The sequence below is a fragment of the Mucilaginibacter sp. FW306-07-L genome, from assembly GCF_058782065.1.
The window spans coordinates 576,663-601,841 of the sequence record NZ_JBYSXI010000003.1 but is presented as its reverse complement, the minus strand read 5'-3'; the positions used below and the strand labels follow the sequence as shown (position 1 = coordinate 601,841).

The 25,179-nt window shown below is 44.8% G+C and carries 24 protein-coding genes; 7 read left to right on the top strand and 17 right to left on the bottom strand.

Annotation, left to right across the window (positions count from 1 at the left end; genetic code table 11):
• Nucleotides 1-47 precede the first annotated feature (47 nt).
• From AC3WJC_RS17835 to AC3WJC_RS17825, 3 genes are all read left to right on the top strand, one after another.
• On the top strand, nt 48-1,265 hold the full coding sequence (locus AC3WJC_RS17835) for a DEAD/DEAH box helicase (RefSeq protein WP_492400471.1): 1,218 nt from the start codon (nt 48-50) through the stop codon (nt 1,263-1,265).
• Nucleotides 1,262-2,242 carry a glycoside hydrolase family 43 protein gene (locus AC3WJC_RS17830; protein WP_492400470.1) on the top strand — a complete coding sequence of 327 codons (981 nt, stop codon included), beginning with the start codon at nt 1,262-1,264 and terminating at the stop codon, nt 2,240-2,242. Before AC3WJC_RS17835 ends, AC3WJC_RS17830 begins: the two co-directional genes overlap by 4 nt.
• A gap of 386 nt (nt 2,243-2,628) precedes the next feature.
• Nucleotides 2,629-3,138, top strand: coding sequence for a molybdopterin-binding protein (locus tag AC3WJC_RS17825; RefSeq protein WP_492400469.1), 510 nt, complete (start codon nt 2,629-2,631; stop codon nt 3,136-3,138).
• Between the two features lie 4 nt (nt 3,139-3,142).
• Here the strand turns inward: AC3WJC_RS17825 and AC3WJC_RS17820 are convergent, their stop codons facing one another.
• From AC3WJC_RS17820 to mutL, 10 genes are all read right to left on the bottom strand, one after another.
• Nucleotides 3,143-3,763, bottom strand: coding sequence for an ATP-binding cassette domain-containing protein (locus AC3WJC_RS17820; RefSeq protein WP_492400848.1), 621 nt, complete (start codon nt 3,761-3,763; stop codon nt 3,143-3,145).
• A complete protein-coding gene (gene modB / locus AC3WJC_RS17815) occupies nt 3,763-4,431 on the bottom strand; it encodes a molybdate ABC transporter permease subunit (protein WP_492400468.1) in 669 nt (222 codons plus the stop codon). Before modB ends, AC3WJC_RS17820 begins: the two co-directional genes overlap by 1 nt.
• Nucleotides 4,431-5,183, bottom strand: coding sequence for a molybdate ABC transporter substrate-binding protein (modA, locus tag AC3WJC_RS17810; RefSeq protein ID WP_492400467.1), 753 nt, complete (start codon nt 5,181-5,183; stop codon nt 4,431-4,433). The genes modB and modA overlap by 1 nt, the downstream gene beginning before the upstream one ends.
• 108 nt (nt 5,184-5,291) lie before the next feature.
• Nucleotides 5,292-6,602, bottom strand: coding sequence for an ammonium transporter (locus AC3WJC_RS17805; protein ID WP_492400466.1), 1,311 nt, complete (start codon nt 6,600-6,602; stop codon nt 5,292-5,294).
• Nucleotides 6,603-7,078: 476 nt separating this feature from the next.
• Nucleotides 7,079-7,960 carry a nuclear transport factor 2 family protein gene (locus AC3WJC_RS17800; RefSeq protein WP_492400465.1) on the bottom strand — a complete coding sequence of 294 codons (882 nt, stop codon included), beginning with the start codon at nt 7,958-7,960 and terminating at the stop codon, nt 7,079-7,081.
• Between the two features lie 79 nt (nt 7,961-8,039).
• A complete protein-coding gene (cysS, locus tag AC3WJC_RS17795; protein ID WP_492400464.1) occupies nt 8,040-9,500 on the bottom strand; it encodes a cysteine--tRNA ligase in 1,461 nt (486 codons plus the stop codon).
• An 82-nt stretch (nt 9,501-9,582) separates the two neighbouring features.
• Complete coding sequence (locus tag AC3WJC_RS17790) at nt 9,583-10,689, bottom strand: endonuclease/exonuclease/phosphatase family protein (protein WP_492400463.1); 1,107 nt, start codon at nt 10,687-10,689, stop codon at nt 9,583-9,585.
• Nucleotides 10,679-11,533, bottom strand: a complete 855-nt coding sequence (locus AC3WJC_RS17785; protein WP_492400462.1) for a rhomboid family intramembrane serine protease — start codon at nt 11,531-11,533, stop codon at nt 10,679-10,681. The genes AC3WJC_RS17790 and AC3WJC_RS17785 overlap by 11 nt, the downstream gene beginning before the upstream one ends.
• 25 nt (nt 11,534-11,558) lie before the next feature.
• Entirely contained in the window at nt 11,559-12,272 is a 714-nt protein-coding gene (locus AC3WJC_RS17780) for a rhomboid family intramembrane serine protease (protein ID WP_492400461.1), read from the bottom strand.
• A 29-nt stretch (nt 12,273-12,301) separates the two neighbouring features.
• Nucleotides 12,302-14,194 carry a DNA mismatch repair endonuclease MutL gene (mutL, locus tag AC3WJC_RS17775; RefSeq protein WP_492400460.1) on the bottom strand — a complete coding sequence of 631 codons (1,893 nt, stop codon included), beginning with the start codon at nt 14,192-14,194 and terminating at the stop codon, nt 12,302-12,304.
• Between the two features lie 128 nt (nt 14,195-14,322).
• On the opposite strand from mutL, the gene AC3WJC_RS17770 reads away from it, so the two are divergent.
• Nucleotides 14,323-16,140, top strand: a complete 1,818-nt coding sequence (locus AC3WJC_RS17770) for a serine hydrolase domain-containing protein (protein WP_492400459.1) — start codon at nt 14,323-14,325, stop codon at nt 16,138-16,140.
• 72 nt (nt 16,141-16,212) lie between these two features.
• Nucleotides 16,213-16,605 carry a hypothetical protein gene (locus AC3WJC_RS17765; RefSeq protein WP_492400458.1) on the top strand — a complete coding sequence of 131 codons (393 nt, stop codon included), beginning with the start codon at nt 16,213-16,215 and terminating at the stop codon, nt 16,603-16,605.
• Between the two features lie 14 nt (nt 16,606-16,619).
• Here the strand turns inward: AC3WJC_RS17765 and AC3WJC_RS17760 are convergent, their stop codons facing one another.
• From AC3WJC_RS17760 to AC3WJC_RS17735, 6 genes are all read right to left on the bottom strand, one after another.
• On the bottom strand, nt 16,620-17,354 hold the full coding sequence (locus tag AC3WJC_RS17760; RefSeq protein ID WP_492400457.1) for a DUF4197 domain-containing protein: 735 nt from the start codon (nt 17,352-17,354) through the stop codon (nt 16,620-16,622).
• Nucleotides 17,355-17,384: 30 nt separating this feature from the next.
• Nucleotides 17,385-18,395: an inorganic phosphate transporter gene (locus AC3WJC_RS17755; protein ID WP_492400456.1), complete on the bottom strand. Its 1,011-nt coding sequence runs from the start codon at nt 18,393-18,395 to the stop codon at nt 17,385-17,387.
• A gap of 23 nt (nt 18,396-18,418) precedes the next feature.
• A complete protein-coding gene (locus AC3WJC_RS17750; RefSeq protein WP_492400455.1) occupies nt 18,419-19,069 on the bottom strand; it encodes a DUF47 domain-containing protein in 651 nt (216 codons plus the stop codon).
• A gap of 48 nt (nt 19,070-19,117) precedes the next feature.
• Complete coding sequence (locus AC3WJC_RS17745; RefSeq protein ID WP_492400454.1) at nt 19,118-20,182, bottom strand: sensor histidine kinase; 1,065 nt, start codon at nt 20,180-20,182, stop codon at nt 19,118-19,120.
• A 37-nt stretch (nt 20,183-20,219) separates the two neighbouring features.
• Entirely contained in the window at nt 20,220-20,768 is a 549-nt protein-coding gene (locus AC3WJC_RS17740; protein ID WP_492400453.1) for a YceI family protein, read from the bottom strand.
• A gap of 68 nt (nt 20,769-20,836) precedes the next feature.
• Nucleotides 20,837-21,457, bottom strand: coding sequence for a LysE family translocator (locus tag AC3WJC_RS17735; RefSeq protein WP_492400452.1), 621 nt, complete (start codon nt 21,455-21,457; stop codon nt 20,837-20,839).
• A 113-nt stretch (nt 21,458-21,570) separates the two neighbouring features.
• On the opposite strand from AC3WJC_RS17735, the gene AC3WJC_RS17730 reads away from it, so the two are divergent.
• Complete coding sequence (locus AC3WJC_RS17730; RefSeq protein WP_492400451.1) at nt 21,571-22,323, top strand: hypothetical protein; 753 nt, start codon at nt 21,571-21,573, stop codon at nt 22,321-22,323.
• A 2-nt stretch (nt 22,324-22,325) separates the two neighbouring features.
• On the opposite strand, the gene AC3WJC_RS17725 is transcribed toward AC3WJC_RS17730, so the two are convergent.
• Nucleotides 22,326-23,288, bottom strand: coding sequence for an isopenicillin N synthase family dioxygenase (locus AC3WJC_RS17725; protein WP_492400450.1), 963 nt, complete (start codon nt 23,286-23,288; stop codon nt 22,326-22,328).
• Nucleotides 23,289-23,455: 167 nt separating this feature from the next.
• Between AC3WJC_RS17725 and AC3WJC_RS17720 the strand changes: the two genes are divergently transcribed.
• Nucleotides 23,456-25,135 carry a DUF6600 domain-containing protein gene (locus tag AC3WJC_RS17720; RefSeq protein ID WP_492400449.1) on the top strand — a complete coding sequence of 560 codons (1,680 nt, stop codon included), beginning with the start codon at nt 23,456-23,458 and terminating at the stop codon, nt 25,133-25,135.
• The last annotated feature ends 44 nt before the right edge of the window (nt 25,136-25,179 follow it).

Sequence of the window (25,179 nt, the reverse complement as noted above, 5' to 3'; positions counted from 1 at the left end):
TAAAAATTTATTTTGCTATCTTGCAACACTCACCTATAGAAACGACAGTGACATTTCAGGATTTTAATTTTAACAGTGATTTATTAGAAGGCGTTTTAAGCATGGGGTATACCAAGCCAACGCCCATACAGGAAATGGCCATTCCGGTTATTATGGAAGGTAACGACCTGATAGCCTGCGCCCAAACCGGTACCGGCAAAACAGCATCGTTTTTACTGCCTGTATTAAATTTTATTACCGAGGAGCATAAACATTATACTACAGCGCTGATACTGACCCCAACCCGCGAACTGGCACAGCAAATTGACCAGCAGGTTGAAGGGCTGGCCTACTTTACAGGGTTGAGTTCATTAGCCGTATTCGGCGGGGGCGATGGCATTGTGTATGAGCAGCAACGCCGTGGCATACAAAATAACGTAAACATCATCATTGCCACTCCCGGCAGGCTGATAGCGCACCTTACATCGGGCGTATTAAAACTGAACCATATACGTCACCTGATACTTGATGAGGCCGACCGTATGCTGGATATGGGTTTTCAGGATGATATTACGCGCATAATTGGCTATCTGCCTAAAAAAAGGCAAACGCTGCTGTTTTCAGCCACCATGCCGCCACGCATTCGTTCGCTGGCTAAAACGGTACTGAACAATCCGCAGCAAATAAATCTTGCCGTATCGCAACCCGCCGTGGGCATCGACCAGCAGGTGTATTACGTGGCCGACCAGCAAAAGAACGCGCTACTAAAAATGCTGCTTAAAGGCGGCAATTATACCAGCATCATCATCTTTTCGTCTACTAAGGATAAGGTGAAAGAAGTATACAAGGATTTGAACAGGAGTAATCTAAAGATCAGCGCCTTTCACTCAGACCTGGAGCAGGGCGAGCGAGAAAAGATATTGCTGGAATTTAAAAATAAAAGCCTTCCTATTATAATTGGTACCGACGCGCTATCGCGCGGTATTGACGTTGAGGGTATTGACCTGGTAATTAATTACGATGTGCCGCCTGATCCGGAGGATTACATTCACCGTATAGGCCGTACGGCACGCGCGGCAACAACAGGTACCGCTATTACCTTTGTCAACCAGCGCGACCTGCGTCGTTTTAAAAGTATTGAGGCACTGATAGAGCGTGTGATTGAGCAAAAGCCCCTACCGCCCGAACTTGGTGAAGCACCGGTTTTAAAGGAAGAAAAGAAACCTAACTTCAGGCGCAAAAATCAACGCTTTGGCAATAAAAAAAAACCAACAAATAACCAATGAAATTAAAAACTATGCTTTTGATGGGCATGCTTGCAGCATGTACCCACGCAGCAACAGCGCAGGAAAAAAAGGAAACATCAGGCAACCCTATTGTTGAGGGATGGTATGCCGACCCTGAAGCGGCCATATTTGGTAAAACGTTTTGGGTGTATCCAACCTACTCGGCGCCATATAATCAGCAGGTTAAGTTTGATGCTTTTTCATCAACGGATCTGGTGCATTGGACTAAGCACCCCAGCATTGTTGACACCTCGGCCTTAAAATGGGTAAAGCGTGCACTTTGGGCACCGGCCATAACCAAAAAAGACAATAAATACTATTTGTTTTTTGGTGCTAACGATATTCAGAACAATGATGAATACGGCGGTATCGGGGTTGCGGTAAGCGATAGCCCGGCAGGTCCTTTCAAAGATCATTTAGGCAAGCCGCTGATTGATAAGATCATCAATAAAGCACAGCCTATTGACCAGTTTGTGTTTAATGATAATGGTAAATATTACATTATCTACGGCGGCTGGGGCCAATGTAACATTGCCCAGTTAAATAAGGACTTTACAGGTTTAGTTCCGTTTGAAAATGGCGAAACTTATAAATTAATAACGCCTGAAGGTTATGTAGAAGGGCCGGTAATGTTTAAACGCAAGGGTAAATATTACTTTATGTGGAGTGAAGGCGGCTGGACAGGCCCAGATTACCGCGTAGCTTACGCCATTGGCGACTCGCCCGTAGGGCCATTTAAACGGATCAATACTATCCTTAAACAGGATGCCACTATTGCGACCGGCGCAGGCCATCACTCTATGGTTAATATACCCGGTACTGATGAATGGTATATTATTTATCACCGCCGCCCGCTTACCGAAACTGATGGTAACCACCGTGCAACTTGCATAGACCGAATTTACTTTGACGAGAAAGGGGAAATAAAACCCGTTAAAATAACTAACGAAGGTGTAACGGCACGTAAGATAAAATAAGTTGAGTTTGAAGGGGAGTAAAAAAACCCGCTCGGCCTCGCGCCTGGCGGGTAACCAATTAAATTAAACTATACTTTTTATTGAAAAAAAGCCAAATGTATAAGGCCGCGTAAAGCGGCTTTTTTTGTTCTGCACAAATCCTGATAACAGGCAGCAGGTTAGCTCGGCCACAAATCCATCACACGATATCGATTGCCAAAGCCTTGCAAAAGTAACTCAATTTGCGCAATATTATTGTAATAAAAACACTTTATACAGGCATTTTGGTAAAATATTTACCTCGTTAATTAAGCCAATATCATGTAAAACGTTTTACAAAAGCGGGCGTAAATGTTTAAAATCCACATAGATGATTAATGATTTAATTTTATAATAATTTAGATGGCATGAATAGTAGGAAGATCTTGTTTTGCTGCCTTTTTTTGCTGGTATCACTTACCGGTATCGCGCAGCAAACCAAAAGTTTTATGGTTTCCGGAGTGGTAGTTAAGCAACAAACAATCAATATTGACTCCCTGAAGCAATACAAGGTTTATAATATTGACAGTTTGAATGTAACCAGCCATGCCGGTACTTTTAAGCATAAGGATGAAAAGCTGAAGGGTGTATTACTTAAAGATGTGCTGAGTAATACCCGCTTTAAAGTAGCCAGCCCAAAGCTACTAAGTGAGCTTTACCTGGTTTGTGTAGCAAGCGATGGTTATAAGGTGTTATACTCCTGGAATGAGTTGTACAATACCACAGTTGGCGAAAGCGTGTACCTACTGATTGAAAAAAATGGCACCAATATCAATTCCATGCCTGAGAGCATCCAGATGCTATCGGCGAAGGACTATAAAACCGGCCGCCGCTATCTGCATAACCTGAGCAAAATTATCGTGGCGCAAGCACCCTGAAGTTTTATTCGCCGATACTGATCTCGTCACCCATAAAAGGTTCTAACTCCTGTGGATTATGGCTCACGATCAACGCGGTAATGCTTAATTCCTCAAAAAGCGAACTTAACGCATGGGTAAACCTGGCTTTGGTTTTATGATCAAGTGCGGAAAATGGCTCATCCATCAAAATCACTTCCGGCTTAATGGCCAGCGCACGGATTATTGCCAGGCGCTGCTGCTGCCCGCCGGATAGGTGCAATGGCTTGTGTGCTGCAAATGCCGTCATTTCGGCTATGGACAATAATTGATTAGTCCATTGCTTATCATTACCGGCGTATTGCAGGTGCTGTAAAACAGTCATGTTCGGGAACAAGGCATAGTCCTGAAAAACAAAGCCTGTAAGCCTTTTTTGGGGCGAAAGGTTTATTTTTTTGCCGGTATCGAGCCAGGTAGTGCCGCCTACGTTTACATGTCCCCTTTCGGGTGTTATCAGTCCGGCAATAATTTTTAATAGGGTTGTTTTCCCGGCACCGGATGGGCCTGCAATTTTTGTTGTTTTATGTAACGGAAATTTCCCGGCGAACTTTAATGTTTGCTGCCCGCTGTTAATATTCAGCTTTTTTTCAATGTCGATATCTATCATCACAACAGAATCTTAGCTTGTTTCCGATTATAAATAAAAACACCCAACAGCAATAAAAAGGTAATACCAAACAGCAGCAGTGAATAGTTTGCGGCCAGGCCATAATCCATCTGCTCAACAGCATCATACACCGCTACAGATGCTACGCGGGTAACGCCGGGTATATTGCCGCCAATCATCAGCACTACGCCAAATTCGCCCAAAGTATGGGCAAAGGTTAATACCGTAGCGGTTAACAGGGCTGGTTTTACATTGGGTAACAATACATGCCAAAAGGTTTGCCAGCCGGATTTACCCATAGTGTATGATGCCTGCGCCAGCGATAGCGGCAATTGCTGCAATGCCGATTTTACAGGTCCGGCCATAAAAGGTAAGCTGTAAATAACCGATGCCAGCACCAAACCCGGAAAAGAGAATACCAGTTTCACATCAAAAACATCGCTGAGCCACTTGCCTATACCGCATTGCGGACTAAAAGCCAGGAGAAGGTAAAAGCCCAATACGGATGGGGGAAGCACCAAAGGCATGGTAATCATCACCTCGACCAGCATTCGTGTAACTGTTCGCCGCCGATATAGCCACCAGGCCAGCGGCAAGCCAATCAGTAATAACAATAGTGTTGTTACAGCGGCCAGTTGTAATGATAACCATACAGGCGAAAGATCCATTATTGTGTTTTGTAACCGTATTGTTTAAAAATGCGTTTTGCCGCCGGGGTAAGCAAAAACCCGTAAAACTTTTTTGCACCTGATTGATTTTTGCCGCCTTTTAAAACCACCATAGCCTGTTTAATAGGCGCATAGGTTTGGCTGTCCATCGCTATCCAATATAGTTTTAATTTTGATTCAGGGTCTTTCACCAAAGCTTCGGTAGTAAAGCCCGCTGATACCACACCGGTGGTAATATAAGTGTTTACCTGTGCTATACTTTCGCCGTACACCAGCTTTGGCTTTAATGCAGTTAGCAAATGCTCATGCTTTAAAACCCCGGTAGCGGCTTTGCCATAGGGAGCGGTAGCGGGGTTAGCTATCGCGATTTTTTGGGTAGATGTATTACCGAGCAATGCCTTCCATGTTTTGGCAGTAACCGGTTTTTGGCTGCACAGTATCAGGCTGCCGTACGCGTAGATCTCCGGCTTGTTTAAAGCGAAGCCTTTGGTATATAACGTTTGGGCAAAGTCAACATCGGCAGAAAGGAAAATATCATAAGGCGCGCCATTCATGGCCTGGGTAGTTAGCTTGCCCGATGCGCCGCTGATTATGGTTATGCTGATGCCGGTTTGCTTTTTAAACGCCGCAGCAAGCGGCTTGATAACGCTTTGCAGGTTGGCGGCAGCGGCTACCTTAACATCCTGCGCCGGTGCGGATATGCCTGAACCAACAGCAAGGAGCATAAACCACCATTTTAATAATATCCTCATGTAGAGCAAATATAATAGCCCTGATGCAAAAAAGGCTGCACCTAAGGGTGCAGCCGCAAATAAATACAATGGTCAGTTAATATTTATAAAAAGTTCTTATGCTATATATTACAACTCCTCATCATGCTGACTAACGTCAAGGCCAACAAGTTCCTCTTCAGGTGTAACACGCAGTTTTGAGATCATGTCGGTAACTTTAAGCAGGATGAATGAGCCTACAAAGGCGAATATAGAAACGCCAACTAAAGCGATGAGGTGTGTGGTGAAAAGTTTGGTATCTCCATAAAACAAACCATTACCTGTAGTATTGGCGCTGTTAACATTTACATGGGCGAATACACCGGTTAAAAGCATACCTACCATACCGCCAACACCGTGGCAAGGGAATACATCCAGCGTATCATCAATGCTGGTTTTGCTGCGCCAGATCACTACCAGGTTACTAACCACAGCGGCAACTATACCAATAATCAGTGAGTGCGGAATGGTAACAAAACCTGCAGCAGGCGTAACAGCAACTAAACCTACAACCGCACCGATACAAGCACCTACTACTGAAGGTTTTTTACCGCGCAGCATGTCAAAGAAGATCCAGGCAATGGCGGCAGCGGCCGAAGCTGTTGTGGTAGTACCCAAAGCAGTAGCAGCAAGCGCGTTAGCACCTAAAGCAGAACCGGCGTTGAAGCCGAACCAGCCGAACCAAAGTAAGCCGGTACCTAATAACACATAGCTGATACGTGCAGGAGCGTGTGCTTTATCCGTACGTTGCTTTAAATAAATAGCCGAAGCTAATGCCGCCCAACCGGCAGACATGTGTACTACGGTACCACCGGCGAAGTCAAGTACGCCCAATTTAAAAAAGTAGCCATCCGGGTGCCAGGTAGCGTGAGCCAATGGCGCGTAGATGAATATCATGAACAAGCAAAGAAAGATCACATAAGAGTTAAAGCGGATACGCTCGGCAAAGGCCCCGGTAATAAGCGCCGGGGTAATTACCGCAAACTTTAGCTGGAACATGGCGAATAATACCAAAGGAATAGTAGGTGCCAGCGGCCAGGTATCGTTACCCAACATGCCTTTCATCATAAAAAAGGTAGATGGATCGCCCAGGAAACCACCAAACATATCCTTACCAAAAGCCAGGCTAAAGCCAAAAACCACCCAAAGGATAGTAATGATGCCCATACATACAAAGCTTTGCATCATGGTTGAAAGCACGTTTTTTTTGCTCACCATACCACCATAAAAGAAAGCCAGGCCAGGTGTCATGATCAGTACCAGCGCGGTACTTACTAACAGCCATGCGGTATCGCCGCTATCGATCTTGCTGTCGGCAATAGTGGTTACATCAACAGATGGATAGAGCAGCGCGAGCACCACAACTACCACCAGCAGTAAAAAAGGTAAGATTTTTTTCATTTGTGTTTTTTAGTTAGGGTTAATTAATCGGATTATAAAAAAAAAGGTCAATTCTTATTTTTATACAGAAAAATTCAACTTCAGGAACGTTACTATACATCTAAAAATCATTTTTGGACAATTAAGTTATATTGATACTTGTGTGTTTATCATTTATTATGATATTTTATCTAAAAATTAGAATAAAATATTGTTAACTATTGAATCAAGTTGATTTTGTAATGCAATATGAAAATAAAAAATGAAAAATGCAGGCATTATTAACAAATTTTTAAAAAAATTAGCATTATTATTCAATCATTGCGCTAAACAATAGATTTTAATTCGACGTTTTGAATATTAAAGCGACAATAATGAATTAAATAATGCAAGAAACTAAATCCGACCAATGTTCAAATTAAAATATGACGCAAAAGAAAAAGGGGATAAGCAATTTAATTTGCTTATCCCCTTTTAATGCCGTTTAGGCGAATGTATTAATTCTCTACTGCCGAGAATATTTCCAGTAAAATATTCCATTTATGGCTTTTATCCATCTCCCAAACACGTACGTAATTAAAGTTACTTACAATGTTACCCTTTTTTATACGTGCGGTACCATAGCTGTAAGCCAGGTCGCTGCTTGCGGAACGGCCGGCGTTAACGGTTGAAGCGGTAATGTAAACCGCCTGGTTTTGTACAAAACGCATCACTTGGTCCTGCCCGGTCATCGGCTCAAAGCCCGGGAAGTAATAACGGCCTTCCGGACTTAAAAACTCTTTGTAACTACCCGCGGTTGATTTTAAAAGAGCATCATTAAATTGCTTGTCAGTAGCTAAAATAATGTTTTTGCCTTTAAACGGATCTTTGCTTGCCGCTACTTTAACAGCCTCAGGATCTTTAATGTCATCTATGGTTTCTTTGGTTGGCTCAGGATGCTGAATACCCAGGTTAGTTAACAACTTGAGTTTGCCCTGGGCATCGGTACGCCAGATAGAAACATATTCGCCATATATTTTATCATCATCCTTTTTACTGTTTTGATAAATGTACGGGCCGGCTGTAAAGGCCAGATCGCCGCTTGCGGCTATGCGCGCGAATTTAGGCTGCCAGGTTAGCAGGCCCGGTTGTTTGGCAATAGAGCCGTAAAATTCACTTATTTTAACCGCGTTAGGTTTAAATACAACGCCTTCTACATCAGCAACGGCTAAAAAGCCGTCTTTAATGCCTTTACGGGCTATTAGTTTTTCAAAAGCGCTTTCAGCGGCTATAACAGTTTTTACTTCGGCAGGAGCGGCACTTGGCGCAGGTGTGGTTTGCGCATTTACAAGCCCGTTATAGGTTAACAATATACCAGCGGCTAATAATAGTTTTTTCATAAATATGTGTTTGGTGTATGTTGTTGTATTTAAAACGAATAATAGTTGATGTAATTATACCTGCCTGTAATTAAACGATTTAATTTTTAGTCCAGGTGGTACCCTCTTTGCCGTCTTTTAGCTGAAAGCCTATTTGTTGTAAGCCGTTGCGTATCTTGTCTGATGTGGCATAGTCCTTATTAACCTTGGCCTCGTTGCGCAGGTCAACAATAAAGTCCATTATCTTCGGCAGGTCATTATTTTCGGTTTGTTCATCTTTCAAACCTAAAACATCAAACACAAAGGTGTGCATCATGTTTTTAAGCAAGCCGAGATTTTTTTCATCGATCTGCAGTTTATTATCATGCACGGAGTTGATGATGCGCGATGCCTCAAACAATTCAGCAATTAATACAGGGCTGTTAAAATCATCATTCATGGCCTCATAGCAACGGTCAATCAATGGCTGTATTTCTACCCCTGCCACCGGACTGCTCTTTAATCCATCAAGCAAGCTAAGGGCGTTCATCAGGCGTTTAAAACCTTTTTCAGATGCTTCCATGGCTTCGTTGCCAAAGTCAAGCGTGCTGCGGTAATGTGCCTGCAGCATAAAAAAGCGCACCATCATCGGGCTGTACCCTTTGCTCAGGATATGGTTATTGCCGGAAAATAGCTCGTGTGGTAAAAAGCTGTTACCTAATGATTTTGACATTTTTTGCCCGTTTACCGTAAGCATATTGGTATGCACCCAGTAACGCGCGGGGTTTTTACCGCAGCAGGCCATGTTTTGGGCTATCTCATTGGTATGATGGGTAGGCACCAGGTCCAACCCGCCGCCGTGAATATCAAACTGATCGCCCAGGTACTTATGGCTCATGGCCGAGCACTCCAGGTGCCAGCCCGGAAAGCCCACACCCCAGGGCGATGGCCACTTCATCAAATGTTCAGGCTTGGCTTTTATCCAAAGGGCAAAATCAAGTTTGCCGTGCTTTTCATCCTGCCCGCCAAGGGTACGGGTGTTGTTCAGCATATCGTCCAGATTACGGCCGCTTAGTATGCCGTAATCCTGACTGTTATTATATTTCTCAACGTCAAAATATACTGATCCATCAACCTCATAAGCCAGGCCCTTATCCAAAATACCCTTTACCATCTCTATCTGCTCAATAATATGGCCGGTAGCTGTTGGCTCAATGCTTGGCGGCAGGGTATTAAAAGTTTTCATTACTTCCCTAAAGCCAACAGTGTATTGCTGCACCACTTCCATAGGTTCCAGCTTTTCAAGTTTGGCTTTTTTTGAGATCTTGTCTTCTCCCTCGTCGGCATCGCCCTCCAGGTGGCCGGCATCGGTAACATTACGCACATAGCGAACCTTGTAGCCTAAATGCTGCAGGTACCTGAAAATTAAATCGAAAGATATATAAGTACGGCAGTTGCCCATATGTACATCACTGTAAACGGTTGGGCCGCAAACATACATGCCCACATGGGGCGCGTTAAGCGGTTTAAATTCTTCTTTTTTACGTGTTAAAGTATTATAAACAAATAAGTTTTGTTTCATATAAGCGCAAACTTACAAAACCCCCTCTAATTGTATGCTTAACGCTGCCATATTTTATGCAAGTATGATGGTAGGGTGATGCTTAATTCAGCACCACATCGCTGTAGAGAGGATAATGATCTGATAATTTTTTTTCGATGATGTGGTAGCCGGCAATGTTAAATTGCGGACTGGCCAAAATGTAATCTATCTGGTAATTAGGGAAACTGCCGTTATAGGTGCGCCCCATACCTGAGCCTTTTTCGCGGAAAGCGTTTTTAAGCCCCTTTGCCATGCTGTTAACCGCGAAGGATGTTGGCGTATCATTAAAATCGCCCATGATAACATACGGGTGCGGGCAGGCGGATGCATGCTCCTTAACTTTAAATACCTGCTCGCTGCGTTTAATAAAGGCATTCTTCAGCTTTCCGCCAAGGCGGCGGCTGGCCGTCATGCTGGCTTTGCCTTTGGTAGATACCGTATCCAGGTAGCGGTAATCCTCCGGGCCAAAGTTTACCGATTGCAGGTGGACGTTGTATACCCTTATTTTTCGACCTTTAAAATCAAGGTCGGCATATACACACTGGTTATCGGTATTTAGGCTGGTAAAGGTGATGGAACCTGTGTTTAATATCGGGAACTTGCTAAATACCGCCATTCCGATATCCTCCTGCTCGCTGGAGTGGATCGGCTTAAAAAAGTAATGGCTGCTTTTCATTAGCCGGGTTAGCGAATCGGTAAGGGCGTACTTGCCGCGCTTACGGGTAAAAAATTCCTGAAAGGTTATAATGTCTGCCTGTTGTTCTGCCAGCAGCTTTAAAATATTATGCCGTGTGGCCGAGTCGTTCTCCTGCCCGTAGGGCTTAAAGTTGTGCACATTATAGGTAAGCAGCCTGATGCTGTTTGATGCGGGTTTGTTATCGCCCGAAAAGCGAAACCCAATATTGTTGAACAGCACATTATACCCCACGGCAATGGTAATAAATGAAAGCGCGACATAAGCGCTGCGGCGAAAAATCCAGTAAACGATAAAAAGCACGTTGGCCAGCAGGATAAATGGGTAAGCCAAGCCGAAAAAAGCGATGATCCAGCTTTTGGCCGGATTAACTACAGGGGCTAAGTAGCAGATGAGCAACGCGGCGCATAGCAGCAAATTTACCCATAACAGGATGCGGTCAAAAAAATTAAGTTTACCTTTTTTAGTGTTCATCCTTGCTTGCGCGAAACAGTACTTCCTTCTCCTGCCGGGTAAGGTTGTCATATCCCGTTTGTGAAATTTTATCTAATATACGGTCAATTTCGTCCTGCGCGGGATAAGTGGTACTGCTTTTTTCGGGATTTGTTGAAACCACCCGCATTTTGGGTCTCGGGTTAAAAATGTTTTTAACGCTACCCACCCAATCCTTGCCGCGTTGCAGGCGTTTAATGTAGATAAAGCCTAACAGCGCGCCGCCTAAGTGGGCAATACTGCCACCGGCGTTGGTGCCGGCCATACTCAAAAAATCAATCAGTACATAAAATATGGCCAGCCACTTTAATTTTACCTGGCCGAACAATAGTAATTGTATAGCATAATTAGGCAACAGTGTAGCTGTAGCTATTATGATGGCCATTACACCCGCCGAAGCGCCTACAACATGTGCATCAACATTTTTAAAGGCCGGTATGGTGTTAAAAGCGAGTACAAAAAACAAGGCACCTGCCAAGCCACCCATTATATACAGGCCGATGGTGCGCCTGGTGCCTAAAAACTCCTCAAATATCTGCCCCATCCAATACAGCCACAACATGTTAAACAGGATATGAAATATATCGGCATGGATAAACATGTAGGTAAAAGGTGTCCAGAAACGGGTTGCCAGTTGGTTTAAATCAGAAGGTAAACGTAAATACTCTTCGGTGAATATCTTTATGTAATCTGATTTGAGGAATAAGTGCTCAAACGTACCCGGAATATTTATTAATAAAAAAACGGCCACATTAATACCGATCAGCAAGAAGAGCTTGCTTTGCGTGTATTTGATTTTGTAAGTTATATTTTCCCAGAGTGTCATGGTTGATAACTCTTGTTTTTATCTGTTAATAGTAGCGGTCGTTACGGCGTAGTCCCCAAAGTTTTATTAGTCCGAAGCCGATCAACGCACCGCCAAGGTGTGCAAAGTGGGCAACCGAGTCACCCGAGAAACGCGCCACGCCTAAAAATATTTCTATTACAATATACACCGGAATAATGTATTTTGCTTTAACCGGAACCGGAATAAACATGATCATCAATTCGGCATTAGGATAAAGCAGTCCGAAGGCTATTAAAACCCCGAAAATAGCACCCGATGCACCAACCATTTGGCCGTTATAAATATCATACAGCTTTTGCGCGTTTTCGCCATACCGGTAAAAACTTTCCAAAACTTCAGGGTTGGCTATAGTAAAGCCTCCGGTGATGCTGTGTACCTCAATGGCCTGAACCAGCATTTGCAGGGCTACACCACCCAACCCACAAATAAAGTAATAGTTGAAAAAGCGCTTTGACCCCATATTGTATTCTATAACCGAACCAAATGAGAAAAGAGCAAACATGTTAAATATGATATGAGCCCAACCACCGTGAAAGAACATATAGGTAATTGGCTGCCATGGCTTAAATGATGGGGAGTCAAAATAATGAGCAGACACCAGATCATAAATATACTCTACCATTGATTTATTGAATACCAGGGAGGGTATAAAACAAATAACGTTTATGATAAGCAGGTTTTTTATAACCGGCGGCATGTTTGCGAAAGGTGATTGCATTTTTATTATCTTAATTATAAGGCGACAGTTTACTTTTCAAACCGCTCTAAAATTTCATTCATGGTAAAGGTGCTGATCACCGGTTTGCCGCTCAGGGCCACATTAGGCATCTGGCAGGCAAAAAGCTGGTCTATCAGCAGGTTCATCTCTTCAAGCGATAGTTTGGTGCCTGCTTTTATGGCCGCGTTACGGGCAAGCGAACGGGCAAGGTTATCGCGCTTATTTAACTTCAAAACCGCCTGGTTGTTTTTAAAACCTTCCAGCAGATGCTCTAAAAGCTCATGCTCGCTGGCGTTGTTTAAATCGGCGGGTATACCTTCAACAACCACGGTGTTTTTACCAAACTCTCGTATGTCAAACCCTAATGATTTAATATCGGGCAGTAACTCTCTTAATAACTCAAAATCGCTGCTGTTTAGTGTAACCGATTGCGGGAAAAGGCTTTGCTGGCTGGTGCCCGAGTGGCTGTCCAGTTGCTGCAAAAAACGCTCGTACAACACCCGCTCATGCGCGGCCTGCTGATTAATGAGCATAAAGCCCGATTTTATTTGCGATAGTATAAAGCGGTTATGCACCTGGAACAACTGCCGTTCGCTGGCCTTGTTCACCTCCTGCTCGTTAACGGAGATGAGCTGCTCGGTATGCAGATCGTGCTGTACGGCTTGCTCCCGCTTGCTGATCTGGTACAGCGTATCCCAGTTTTGCGGTATGGGTGCCTGGCGGTAATCATTTCTGCCGCTGTTGCTGCCGCCGCCACCGCCGTTATGGCGTAAAAACGGATGGTCTTCATGTACCGGTTGCTTCCTGTCGGTTGCAAAAGGGTTAAAGTCCGGGTTTACGGTTATGGTTGGTTGTACAATTTCGCCCAGGGGCTTTTCGGTTATCAGGTGGCCAATGCTGTTCTCCTGGTCAAAATCAATAGTCGGGGTAATGTTATACTTACCCAGCGCCCTTTTTACTGCCGAGCGGATAATGGCGTAAATAGCCTTTTCATCCTGGTACTTTATTTCGGTTTTCGTGGGATGTACGTTGATGTCGATCTTAGCCGGATCAATATCAATAAACAGCACATACAGCGGAAAGCTGTCTTCGGGCAGCAACTCCTCAAAAGCGGTCAGCACCGCGTGGTTAAGGTAAGCATCGCGGATAAAGCGGTTGTTCACAAAAAAAAACTGCTCGCCCCTTGTTCTACGGGCAAACTCGGGCTTGCCTACAAAGCCATGCAGTTTTATAATGGTGGTATCTTCCTCAACCGGTACCAGGCGTTGGTTGTAATTATTGCCTAATAAATGAATTACGCGTTGCTTTAGTCCGGATGCCGGCAGGTGATAAACCTCCTGCCCATCATGGTGCAGGGTTAAAAATACCTGCGGGTTAGCCAGCGCCACCCGCTGAAACTCATCAATAATATGGCGCATCTCCACCGAATTGCTTTTTAAAAAATTGCGGCGGGCAGGTGTATTATAAAAAAGGTTTTTAACAGAGATAGAGGTGCCTGTAGCGGCAGAGCAAGGTTCCTGGCTAATCACTTCCGAGCCTTCGATGGTGATGCAGGTACCCAGTTCGTCCTCATGGCGGCGGCTTTTTAACTCCACTTGGGCAATGGCCGCTATAGATGCCATGGCCTCGCCCCTGAAACCCATGGTGCGTATGGCGAACAGGTCATCGGCCTTGCGGATTTTGGAGGTGGCGTGGCGCTCAAAGCACATACGCGCGTCCGTCATGCTCATACCGCAGCCATTGTCGATCACCTGGATCAATGATTTTCCGGCATCCTTTAAAATAAGCTGTATTTTATCGGCCCCGGCATCAATAGCATTTTCTATCAGCTCCTTTACGGCCGATGCCGGGCGCTGCACCACCTCGCCTGCGGCAATCTGGTTAGCAACGGAATCAGGTAAAAGCTGTATGATATCGGGCATAAGAGCGAAAAAATTAAATTCAGGGTGCAAAATTAATCAATTGACGGCATAACTTTACGGTTTGTGGATTGTAATAAAACAGGTGCCTGTAAATATCAGGTAAACAAAAACACCGTTACTATTTATATATGAGAAAGAGCCAGTGGGGTGCCATGCCCCTGATGATGTTATTATTTACGTTGTTTAACTCAGCTTGCGCGCAAAACCCACCCGTAAGTGCCGTAACCTACCTGAGCGAAGAAAAGCAAACCGAACAAAATACGGTTTTGCTGAATAACGAAAGCCAACTGGTACCATTTAAAAATCTGGACAGTACTAAAATTGCCAGCGTAAATTTTTCAAACACCTACGCCACGCAGTTTGATAGCCTGCTGAATAAGTATGCAGAAGTAAAATCATTCAACGGAGCTGCTTACCTGGGCCAGAAAACGGTTAATGAACTGGCTCAAGACCTTAAATTCTACAACACGCTGATCATCCAGCTAACCGATATTGACCTGAACAATCCGCAGGTGGTTAATTTTATCAAGCTTAACCGCAAACTAAAAAAGGTGGTGATCGCCCTGTTTGGTAATGGTAACGCGCTCGCTAAACTGAATGACGAGCAAAACCCTGTTATATGGAACAGTAAGATAACGCCAATTTCGGCAGGTTATGTGGCTCAGGCTATCTTTGGCGGTGTGCCGCTATCGCAAAAGCTGCCGCAAACGTTTTCGCCAAAGTATGTGGCTAACAGTGGTTTCGCAACGCTTAAAACACGTTTGCAATATACCATCCCCGAGGCGGTGGGCATCAACTCATCAAATCTTAACGAGATAGATGCCATTGCGCAGGAAGCTATGCGCGAGAAAGCTACCCCGGGTTGTGTAGTATTGGTGGCAAAGGATGGTAAAGTGATTTTTAACAAAGCCTATGGCTACCATACCTACAGCGCCGATGAACCGGACAAGATAACCGACATATTCGACCTGGCATCGGTAACTAAAATTGCCGCCACTACCATGGAGGTGATGCGCCTTACCGAACAAGGCAAACTCAGCCTTGACTCTACTATGGGTAGTTATGTGCCTGCCGCGCGTGCCACTAACAAAAACAACATCCGCGTACGTGAGCTGATGCTGCACCAGGCGGGTTTAGTGCCATACATCCCTTTTCATGACCGTATAAAGCCGACCGACCATAGCGGCGATTCATCAGCGGTATACAATACCAAAGTGGCCGATGGTTATTTTGTACGCAAGGATTTTTATAAGGATTTTATGCTGCCTACCATGCTCAAAACAGGCTTACGTACCCGCGGTCAGTATGAGTATAGTGATCTGAGCATGTATTTTATGAAGGAGATAGTGGAATCAATAACCGCCGAGCCGCTGAATAAGTATGTACAAACCGAGTTTTATAACAAACTGGGTATGCAAACCGCGGGCTTTTTGCCGCGCAATCGGTTTAGTGTTGACCAGATTATACCAACGGAAGATGATACCTACTTCAGGCATACGCTATTAGAGGGCTACGTGCACGATCAGGGAGCGGCATTGGCCGGCGGGGTATCAGGCCATGCCGGTTTATTTGCTGATGCTAATGACCTGGCCATATTGTTCCAGATGATGCTGAACAAAGGCAGCTATGGCGGTGTGCAGTATTTTAAACCCGAAACGGTAGAGCAGTTTACGGCCAAACAGTCGGCGGTTAGTCGCCGGGGTTTGGGTTTTGACCGCTGGGACCCGATCCTGACCCGCCATTACCCGTCCGAACTGGCATCCGATCAAACCTTTGGCCATACCGGCTATACCGGTACCTGTGTATGGGTTGATCCGAAATATAACCTGGTATACATCTTCCTGTCAAATCGGGTACATCCAAAGGTTACCGACAAATTATCGAGCTTGCGCATTCGTCCGCGTATACAGGATGTGGTTTACAAAGCGATTGAAAAGGGACTGTAAATAATCTTATCCCGGTACGGTAAGATTAGCCATGCATCATGTATGTTTGCGGGCTAATCTTCACACCATTTAATGAATACCAAACTCATCATGACGGTTACCGCTATTTTTTTAGCGGCTATGGGCCTTGCGTTAAGTTTTGCTGCCGATGAAGTAATAAAAGCTTTAGGTGGTACACCTACAGCAATCCTGATGTTGTGCTTCCAGCTCTTAGGTGCTATGTATTACGCCTTCGCCCTGCTTAACTGGATGGCAAAGGGCGCTATTATTGGCGGCATATATAACCGCCCTATAGCTATAGGTAACTTTACACACTTTGTAATGGGCAGTATTGTACTAACCAGGGCCGCTTTAACAAACGATATGATGCCTGCGTCAATAGCGGTATTGGCAGGCCTTTATGTTGTAATGGCTGTGCTCTTCGCCTTTATTACATTTCGCCACCCGGGCGCGGCGAATAATTAACAGCTGTCTCCCAATTAACTTTTTGCTTTCCTGGTATCGGCATAACCAAATACCCGTTGCATCAGCGTAGTTGAACGTGCCGAAAGGTTTTGGCGTATGTTCAGCTCTTCTTTGGCTATTTCTACAAACAGGCCCTCAATAGCTTTATTGGTTACGTAATCGCTCAGGTCGGGGTTAAGTTTGGTAACCAGCGGCACTTTATTATAGGCTGTAACCGCGTCGCTATAATAACGGGTAGCGCCAACCTTGCTCAGGCTGCTTTGAATAACTGGCCTGAATTTTTCGGATAGCTGGTTAATGGTAGTACGTTTAAAGTATTGTGTGGCAGCATCCTTATTGCCAAGCAAAATATTGGTGGCATCCTGCAAGGTAAGCTGTTTGATAGAATTAATAAATATTGGCTTTGCTTCTTTCGCGGCATCCTCGGCAGCACGGTTTAACGAAAGTATTACATTATCACAAAGCGAATTAAGGCCGATGGAGCGCAAGGTCTTTTCAGCTTTTTTAGCCTCAGGCGGAAAAGCCAGCTTAATAAGCGCATTACCGAAAAAGCCGTTCTGTGCCGATAGCTCGTTTGAGCTTTTGGTAGTACCCTGCTCAAGTGCCTGCTTTAATGCCGACGCGATCTCGAACGCGGATGGATTGCCGATTGCTTGCCCGGTGGTTTGCGCAACCTGGTTAAGGGTATCGCAGCCGGAAAAAATGGACATGCCGATAAGTACCGGAATAATAAGTAATACCTTTTTCATACAGCTTAAACCTGCAACAAGGCAAATAGTTTAAGCGAACATGCGGATTAGTGAGTATACACCCGCGGCAAGCAGTGCCGAAATAGGGATAGTGATAACCCAGGCCCACATCAGGTTAATGGTTACACCCCAGCGTACGGCCGATACCCTTTTGGTTAAGCCTACACCTATAATTGAACCGGTAATGGTATGCGTGGTTGAAACAGGTATGCCTAAACGCTCGGTAATAGTAAGAGTGATGGCACCCGCGGTTTCCGCGGCTACACCTTCAACAGGGGTAACTTTGGTAATTTTGGTACCCATGGTCTTTACGATCTTCCAACCGCCGGACATGGTGCCTAATGAAATAGCACTGTAGCAGGCTAACGGGATCCAGTCGGGCATGGTTGTGCCGTCCATAATAACTTTTGATGACACCAGCGCTACGTAAATAATACCCATTACTTTTTGCGCGTCATTACCACCGTGGGCAAAGCTCAAAAATGCTGATGATATTAACTGCCCGGCTTTAAACCACCTTTCGGCAGCGGCAGGCCGCGCGTTTTTACAGATGTGCAGTATAATAATAGTAATGGTATAGGCTATAATTAAACCGATGAACGGCGCGAGTACAATGTATGAGGCGATCTCGATAATATAGCTTGACTTAACGGCACGAAAAGCATTATCGCCCATAAATATGGCATTGGTCATGCCGGCACCGGCAAAGCCGCCGATAAGTGTATGCGATGAGCTTGACGGGATACCGAACCACCATGTGATCAAATTCCAGGTGATGGCAGCTACAAGGCCGGCAAGTATCACATTAATGGTTACATAATCCTGAATAACAATTTTGGCAATGGTATTGGCAACCTTATGGTCCTTAATAATAAAAAAGGCTAAAAAGTTAAAGGCTGCAGCCCATATAACCGCCTGGAACGGGGTTAATACCTTGGTTGATACAATGGTAGCAATAGAGTTTGCGGCATCATGAAAACCATTTATAAAATCGAATATTATTGCCAGGCAAATTACAACTACAAGCAGGGTGGTAACCATGTATCGGGATATAAAAAATTTGCTTACGCGTTTTTAACTAAGATAGATTCCATTACGTTGGCAGCATCCTCGCACATATCGGTAGCGGTTTCAAGCGCCGCGTAAATCTCTTTGTATTTTATCAGGTTGATAGCGTCCTTTTCGTATAAAAACAAATCGGCAACGGCACGGTCAAACACATAATCAGCCTGGTTTTCAACGCTGTTAATGCGGATGCACGAGTCGGCAATGTTACGTACGTTTTTAAGGTCGCGCAGTTCTTTCACCGCCTTTTCAAGGTCAATGCTGGCCTGTAATATCAGTTCAGATAGTTTTTTGATCGGCTCGTTAATATTGTCAACATTATAAAGCAGCATACGGTTGGCCGCGCCCTGTATGTAATCGGCAACATCATCAATAGCGGTAGCTAAGGAGTGGATATCTTCACGGTCAAACGGGGTAATAAAGTTCTTGCCCAATTCCAGGTATATCTGGTGGGTAATTTCATCGCCTTTGTTTTCAAGCTTGTCAATTTGCTTAAACAACTCTTCGCGTGTAGCCGGGTTGGCAGAGTTTACGGCTTCAACCAAAACGGTGGCCATGGCAACTACATTGCTTGATGCTTGTTCAAATAAAGGGAAGAAAACTTTTTTATCCTTTGGGACAAAGTACTGGAAGATACTGTTTAATGACATTGCTGATTATGTATGCTGCAAAGTTAACTCGCGTATGTTAAGTTAATGTTAACTTTTTAACACGGGTATGCCGGCGATATTGAGGTGTTGCTTAGCCTTTTGCAGGGTAAAGCCGAAAGTAGAGCCTAAACCCTCGGTACTGCGTACGTTTATTGTTTGATCATGCGCCTCAATAATGTGTTTAACAATGGCCAGGCCCAGTCCTGAACCGCCAATTTGCCTTGAACGGCTGCTATCCGTACGGAAAAAGCGCTCAAACAGGCGGGGCAGGTATTTTTCTTCAATGCCGATGCCATCATCAGTAATTTCAACCAGCACCTGGTCATGCAGTTCAAACAGGCTGATGCCGGTGGTACCACCCTCCTTGCCGTATTTAAGTGAGTTATCGATCAGGTTGGTAAGCACCTGGGTTATCTTCTGCTTATCGGCATTAACCATGATGGATTCATCGTACTTCTCTTTAAAAACCAGTTTGATATGGTGTTTTTTAGCTTTAAGCTCGAGGTTTTCAAGTACTTCTTTAATCAGGTCGTTAATTTTGAATTTGCTGTAATTGATGGCGATCTGCCCGCTTTCAAGTTTTGATATTTCGTCCAGATCCTTGATCAGGAAGCTGAGTCGGTCAACATTACGGGCGGCTTTTTGCAAAAACTCACGGGCCATGTCCTTATCCTCAAAGTCATCATCCTCAATGGCATCAATATAGCCCTGTATGGCAAAAAGCGGTGTTTTAAATTCGTGCGATATGTTGGAAAGAAACTCCCGCCGGAATTTTTCCTGCGCGCGCAGCACTTCGATCTCACCCTTTTTCTGGTTGGCCCATTCTTTCACTTCCTGCTGTACATCGCTTATCGGGTCGGCAGATACATGTTCGCCCAGGGCATCGCGCAGGTCGCGGCCCAGTTTAAGGTTATGGATCTGCTTATAGATCAGTTTTATTTTTGAGTAGATGTACTTTTCTATCAAATAATAAAAAATAATATAGCTGATTATAAACGTGGCCGAAAAGGTTATCAGTACCGCATGCAGGTTATGCTGAAAGTAATAATTGGCGATGGATAAGGTTACCGCCACGGCAAAGGCGTTTATAAAAACCAGAACACGTAATTTCATGTGTTAAAGTTACGGGTTTTACCGGTGGGTGTGCTACTTATTTGGCGGTTTCTAAATCAATATTTATGGTTACCTCATCACTCAGTGTCATGCTGCTGCCGCCCACGTTAAAATCCTTACGGTTAATTTTAAAGCTGCCTTTGTATTGGGTTTTATCGGCTGTAGCTGTGTAGGTAAACGGTACATCAACCGGCTTGGTAGTGCCTTTTATGGTCAGGTTGAATTTGCCCAGGTAGCCGCTCCCTTTTTTTTGTATCGAGGTGGATTTGATATTGATGGTTGGATATTTAGCCGCGTCAAAAAATTTAGCGCCGCGCAGGTGCTCGTCGCGGGTGTCGTTATCAGAATTTACGGTATTTACATCCACCGTTGCCTCTATGCTGCCGCTTGCAGGTTGAGCCGGGTTAAAGCTGATGTTAGCCTTTACGCCGGTAAACTTGCCGGTGGTGTTGATGCCTAAATTTTTAACCTCATAAGTAAGGGCTGCGCGGGTAACTGTTGTTTGGGCTATAGCGGCACTGCTTGCTAAGGCTACTATAAAAAGTATAAGTAATTTTTTAAACGTGCGGGGTTGTAGGGCTTTCATGCTGTTTTGTTTGATGCTAATAACGGCTATTTATTGCTTTGGTATACAGGCGCTTTGTAAAATGATGTTTACTTACCAAAAATGATGTATAACTGCTTAATGATGTGGTAAGCCGCAAAGGCGAAAAAAAGCAAAGCGATGCCAATATTAATTACCCTTGTACTGAGCGCGAAGCGGGTTTGAATATATTGCGCGAACCTCGCGTATAAATACAGGCATATAAACGAGCCTAATGCCGAGCCGATACTGAAAATTACCAAAGCGAAGTTGCCATCCAATATCCAGCCCTGGGTAATAACATAGGTGCCAGTAACCATCCAGAAAGGTATTTGTACCGGGTTTAAAAAGCCCAGCATAATGCCGTATTTTACGCTGGCATGGTCGGAGTGTTTTGTTTTGGGCGGCTTGTTGCGGTTGATCCAGGTGTAGGTACCCAATGTGCTGAACAGTACTACCATCACCCAATCGATCACGGTATCCAGGTGCGCCTGCTGCGATAACCACTTGGCACAATGCATCACCACAAACGTAAAAAAGAACTCAATAACCGAAAATGCCGTAATAAACTGTATGGCATGCTTCATGCCGCGGTTAATGGTGATCTTTACTAAGGTGAGGTTGATGTTACCGGGCGGTAAGTAACCGATAAAGTTGGCTATCAGCCCGATAAAAAAGGTCAGGAATATCATTCGTCCCGTTGGTTTGCTTTAAAAATAACGGCGAAGATAGCAATCAACTGGTTAAACTTGCTGGTAATATTTATCTTTATAGTTACCGCTAACTCAATTAACCTACTACCTCTATGTTTGGTATTTTATTACTGTTGCTGCTATTTATTCCTTACATAGCTAAAGCACAAACTGATTCGGCTCTACTCTATCAGGCTTATCAACAGCAATCACAACTCTTGTTAAAACAGTTTTTTGAAAGGTGGAGTAATAGTGATGGCCTGTTAAATAAAGCTGTTACCAAACAGGAAAGCATCATTCGGCAGGTAATAAGTGCCTTTTACGCGAAGGATAACTTAATTAAAATGGATGAGTATGAATATTTTGACAGGTTATATAAAACGGCATCGTATCTTATACTTCCGGATACTATTGCCGTATATGAAATAAAATATGAAAACAGTATCAGATACGTAAGTAAAAAAGGGAAGCGAATTAATGTTATCAATAACTTCAGGCCTGTTATTCCATCAATCGGCAAAAAAATAATTTATTTGAATGCTGAAAAAAAGAAATTGATTGACGATTTTCTATTAAATAATTACCCATGTAAAGTAACCAGGGAATATATTAAATACGCCATAAACGAATGTGAAAAGCGGCATGAGTTTTTATCTCCTATGGTGACTTTGGTGCCGGGGTCGGCATGGGATTACAATTTAACGGCTGTAGCCTATCCCAACTTTATAAGTATTTATTTAGACAGTAAAAACACCACCGCCATTGTTGATTTTAAATCATTCAAAGGCGGTGGTGCAGAAGCTATCTTTAATAAAATAAATAATAAATGGGTATTTTCATCAGTGCATCCCACCTGGATGGAATAACATTATTTCTTCAACCCGATCTCCCGCAACCTCTCGTCCAGGTACTCGCCTGCGGTAATATCAGTATACAGCTTAGGGTGTTCCGCATCAATGCACGATTCAAGACTGGCTAGATCCATGTCTGATTTTGGGTGTAAAAAGAAGGGTACCGAAAAGCGTGAGGTCTTCATCAGCTCACGCGGCGGGTTAACTACACGATGCGTGGTTGATTTAAGTTTGTTATTGGTGAGCCTTTGCAGCATATCGCCTACGTTTACTACCAGGTCTTCACCATGTGCTTTTACCGGGTACCAGGCACCTTCGCGGGTAAGTACTTCCAGCCCGTCGGCACTGGCACCAATCAGCAAGGTGATCAGGTTAATATCTTCATGCGCGCCGGCGCGTACCGCATCATCAGGTATAGCATCCGGGTCAGCAATGGGGAAGTAGTGCAGCGTGCGTAGTATGCTGTTACCGTTATGTACCTTATCGTCAAAATAGTTTTCGGTCAGGTTAAGGTACACCGCAATGGCACGCAGCAGTTGCTTGCCAATAGCTTCCAGCTTTTTGTAGATCTCGAGGGTTACGGTATTGAATTCGGGCAGTTCTTCCACCTGTACATTGTCCGGGTAAATATCTTTTACAGGGTCGTTATCTTCAACGGTCTGGCCTATCTGCCAAAACTCCTTCAGGTCAGGCTTGGTAAATCCTTTGGCGGTTTCCTTTTGCTTGCCGGTATAGCCGCGCTGGCCTGCAAGCCCGGGTATTTCATACTTGGCCTTAACCTCATCGGGCATGGCAAACAGTGCTTTAACCTGTTGGTATAACTGCTCGATCAATTGCTTGCTAAGGCCATGGTTGGTAATGGTAACAAAGCCGGTTTCATTAAATGCCGTACCAATATCGTCCGAAAAATTTTGACGCTGGGCGGCATCGCCGTTTACATAATTATTCAGGTCAAGCCTTGGTATGTTTACTGTACTCATGTTTTTGCAGGTGATGTTTATTAATTACAGGATAAAGTTACAAAATTCCGCTTAGCCCGATTATTGCGCGGCTATGTTTATAATAAGTGTTAACCATTTAAACGTTTTGAGGTTTGCCTCGTCAATAACAGTACAAAGGCGGTTAGCCGTTTATCAATTATATAGTTATGAAGATGTTTAACAAAATATGGGGCTTGGGTATCATGGTTCTGTTTATAACATTCGCCTCACCAAATAAAAGCTACGCTCAGGGTTACGTTACCGACCAGGAGTTTTACGATGGCCTTGCACCTTACGGTACCTGGGTTGATGACTCCGACTATGGTAACGTTTGGGTGCCTGATGTTGAGGAGGGCTTTCAGCCTTACGCTACACGCGGCCACTGGGCCATGACATCATACGGCAACACCTGGGTGTCCGACTATGAGTGGGGCTGGGCACCTTTCCACTACGGCCGCTGGCGTTTTGATAACTACTATGGCTGGGTATGGATACCTGGTTACGAGTGGGCACCCGCATGGGTAGCCTGGCGCCAGGGTGGCGGTTATTATGGCTGGGCTCCGCTATCACCGGGCATCAATATTAATGTGTCGTTCGGAAATTACAATATTCCGGATAACTATTGGGTGTGCGCGCCTCAGGCTTATATTACCAGCCCGAATATATACGACTATTATGTGCCTTATAACCGCAGGGTAACTATAATTAACCGTACAACTTATATCAACAATACCTATGTGTATAACAACAGGCGGTATTACAGCGGGCCGAGAGCTAATGATGTAGAGCGTATTACAGGCAGGCCGGTAAGGATATATAACATTAATAATAGCCGCCGCCCTGAACGTACCGGCATACGCGATAATAGTGTAAACATCTATCGCCCCAATATTCGCAGGGCTGACAATGCAAGGCCTGCAAGGGTTATAGATGGTGCCGCTTACCAGCGCGAAAACCCTAATCAGCGTATTGCCGACAGGGCATCAGGTGTTAACCGTGGCAATGCCGACCGCCTGGCAAGGGCTGCTCGCACCGATAACCCAGACAACAAAGTTGTTAAAGTAAACGAGAACAGGCCCGAAAGCCGTGCCGCCCGTCGTAACGAACAGATACGTAACCGTGCTGATAATAACAACAATAATAGCGGCATTGATAATAACAGTAACCGTGGTGGCGTAAATCGCCGCGATCAGCAACTGGGTACTCGTGAAGGTAATGACGATAGCCGCCGTGCACAACGCCAGCCCCGCGATCAGCAAAGCCAGCAACAAGCCGCAGAGCAACGCAGGCAACAGGGGGATCAGGTTCGTCAGCAACGCGACCAGCAGCAACAGGTTGACCAAACCCGCCAGCAGGCCGATCAGCAACGAGACCGGGTAAGGCCACAGCGTAACCAGCAACGCGACCAGCAGCAGCAGGTTGATCAAACCCGCCAGCAAACCGACCAGGCGCGCCAGCAACAACGGGACCAAATGAGGCAACAGCGCGATCAGCAAAGTCAGCAACAGGCCGAGCAACGCCGTCAACAAGCTGACCAGGTTCGTCAGCAACAGCAGGAACAACAACGCCAGCAACGCGATCAAGCTCGCCAACAGCAACAAGAGCAGCAACGCCAGCAGCAGGAACAAGCCCGCCAGCAACAGCAGGAGCAACAACGCCAACAGCGGGACCAGGCTCGCCAGCAGCAACAAGAGCAGCAGCGCCAACAGCAGGATCAAGCCCGTCAGCAGCAGCAGGAGCAACAACGCCAACAGCGTGACCAGGCTCGCCAACAGCAACAGGAGCAACGCCAGCAACAAAGCGACCAGCAGCGAGGCAGCCGTGGTGGACGTCCAAGCCGTGATTAAGCGTTTATAACAAAATCGTTATCTTAATATTAGATGGTAAGGAC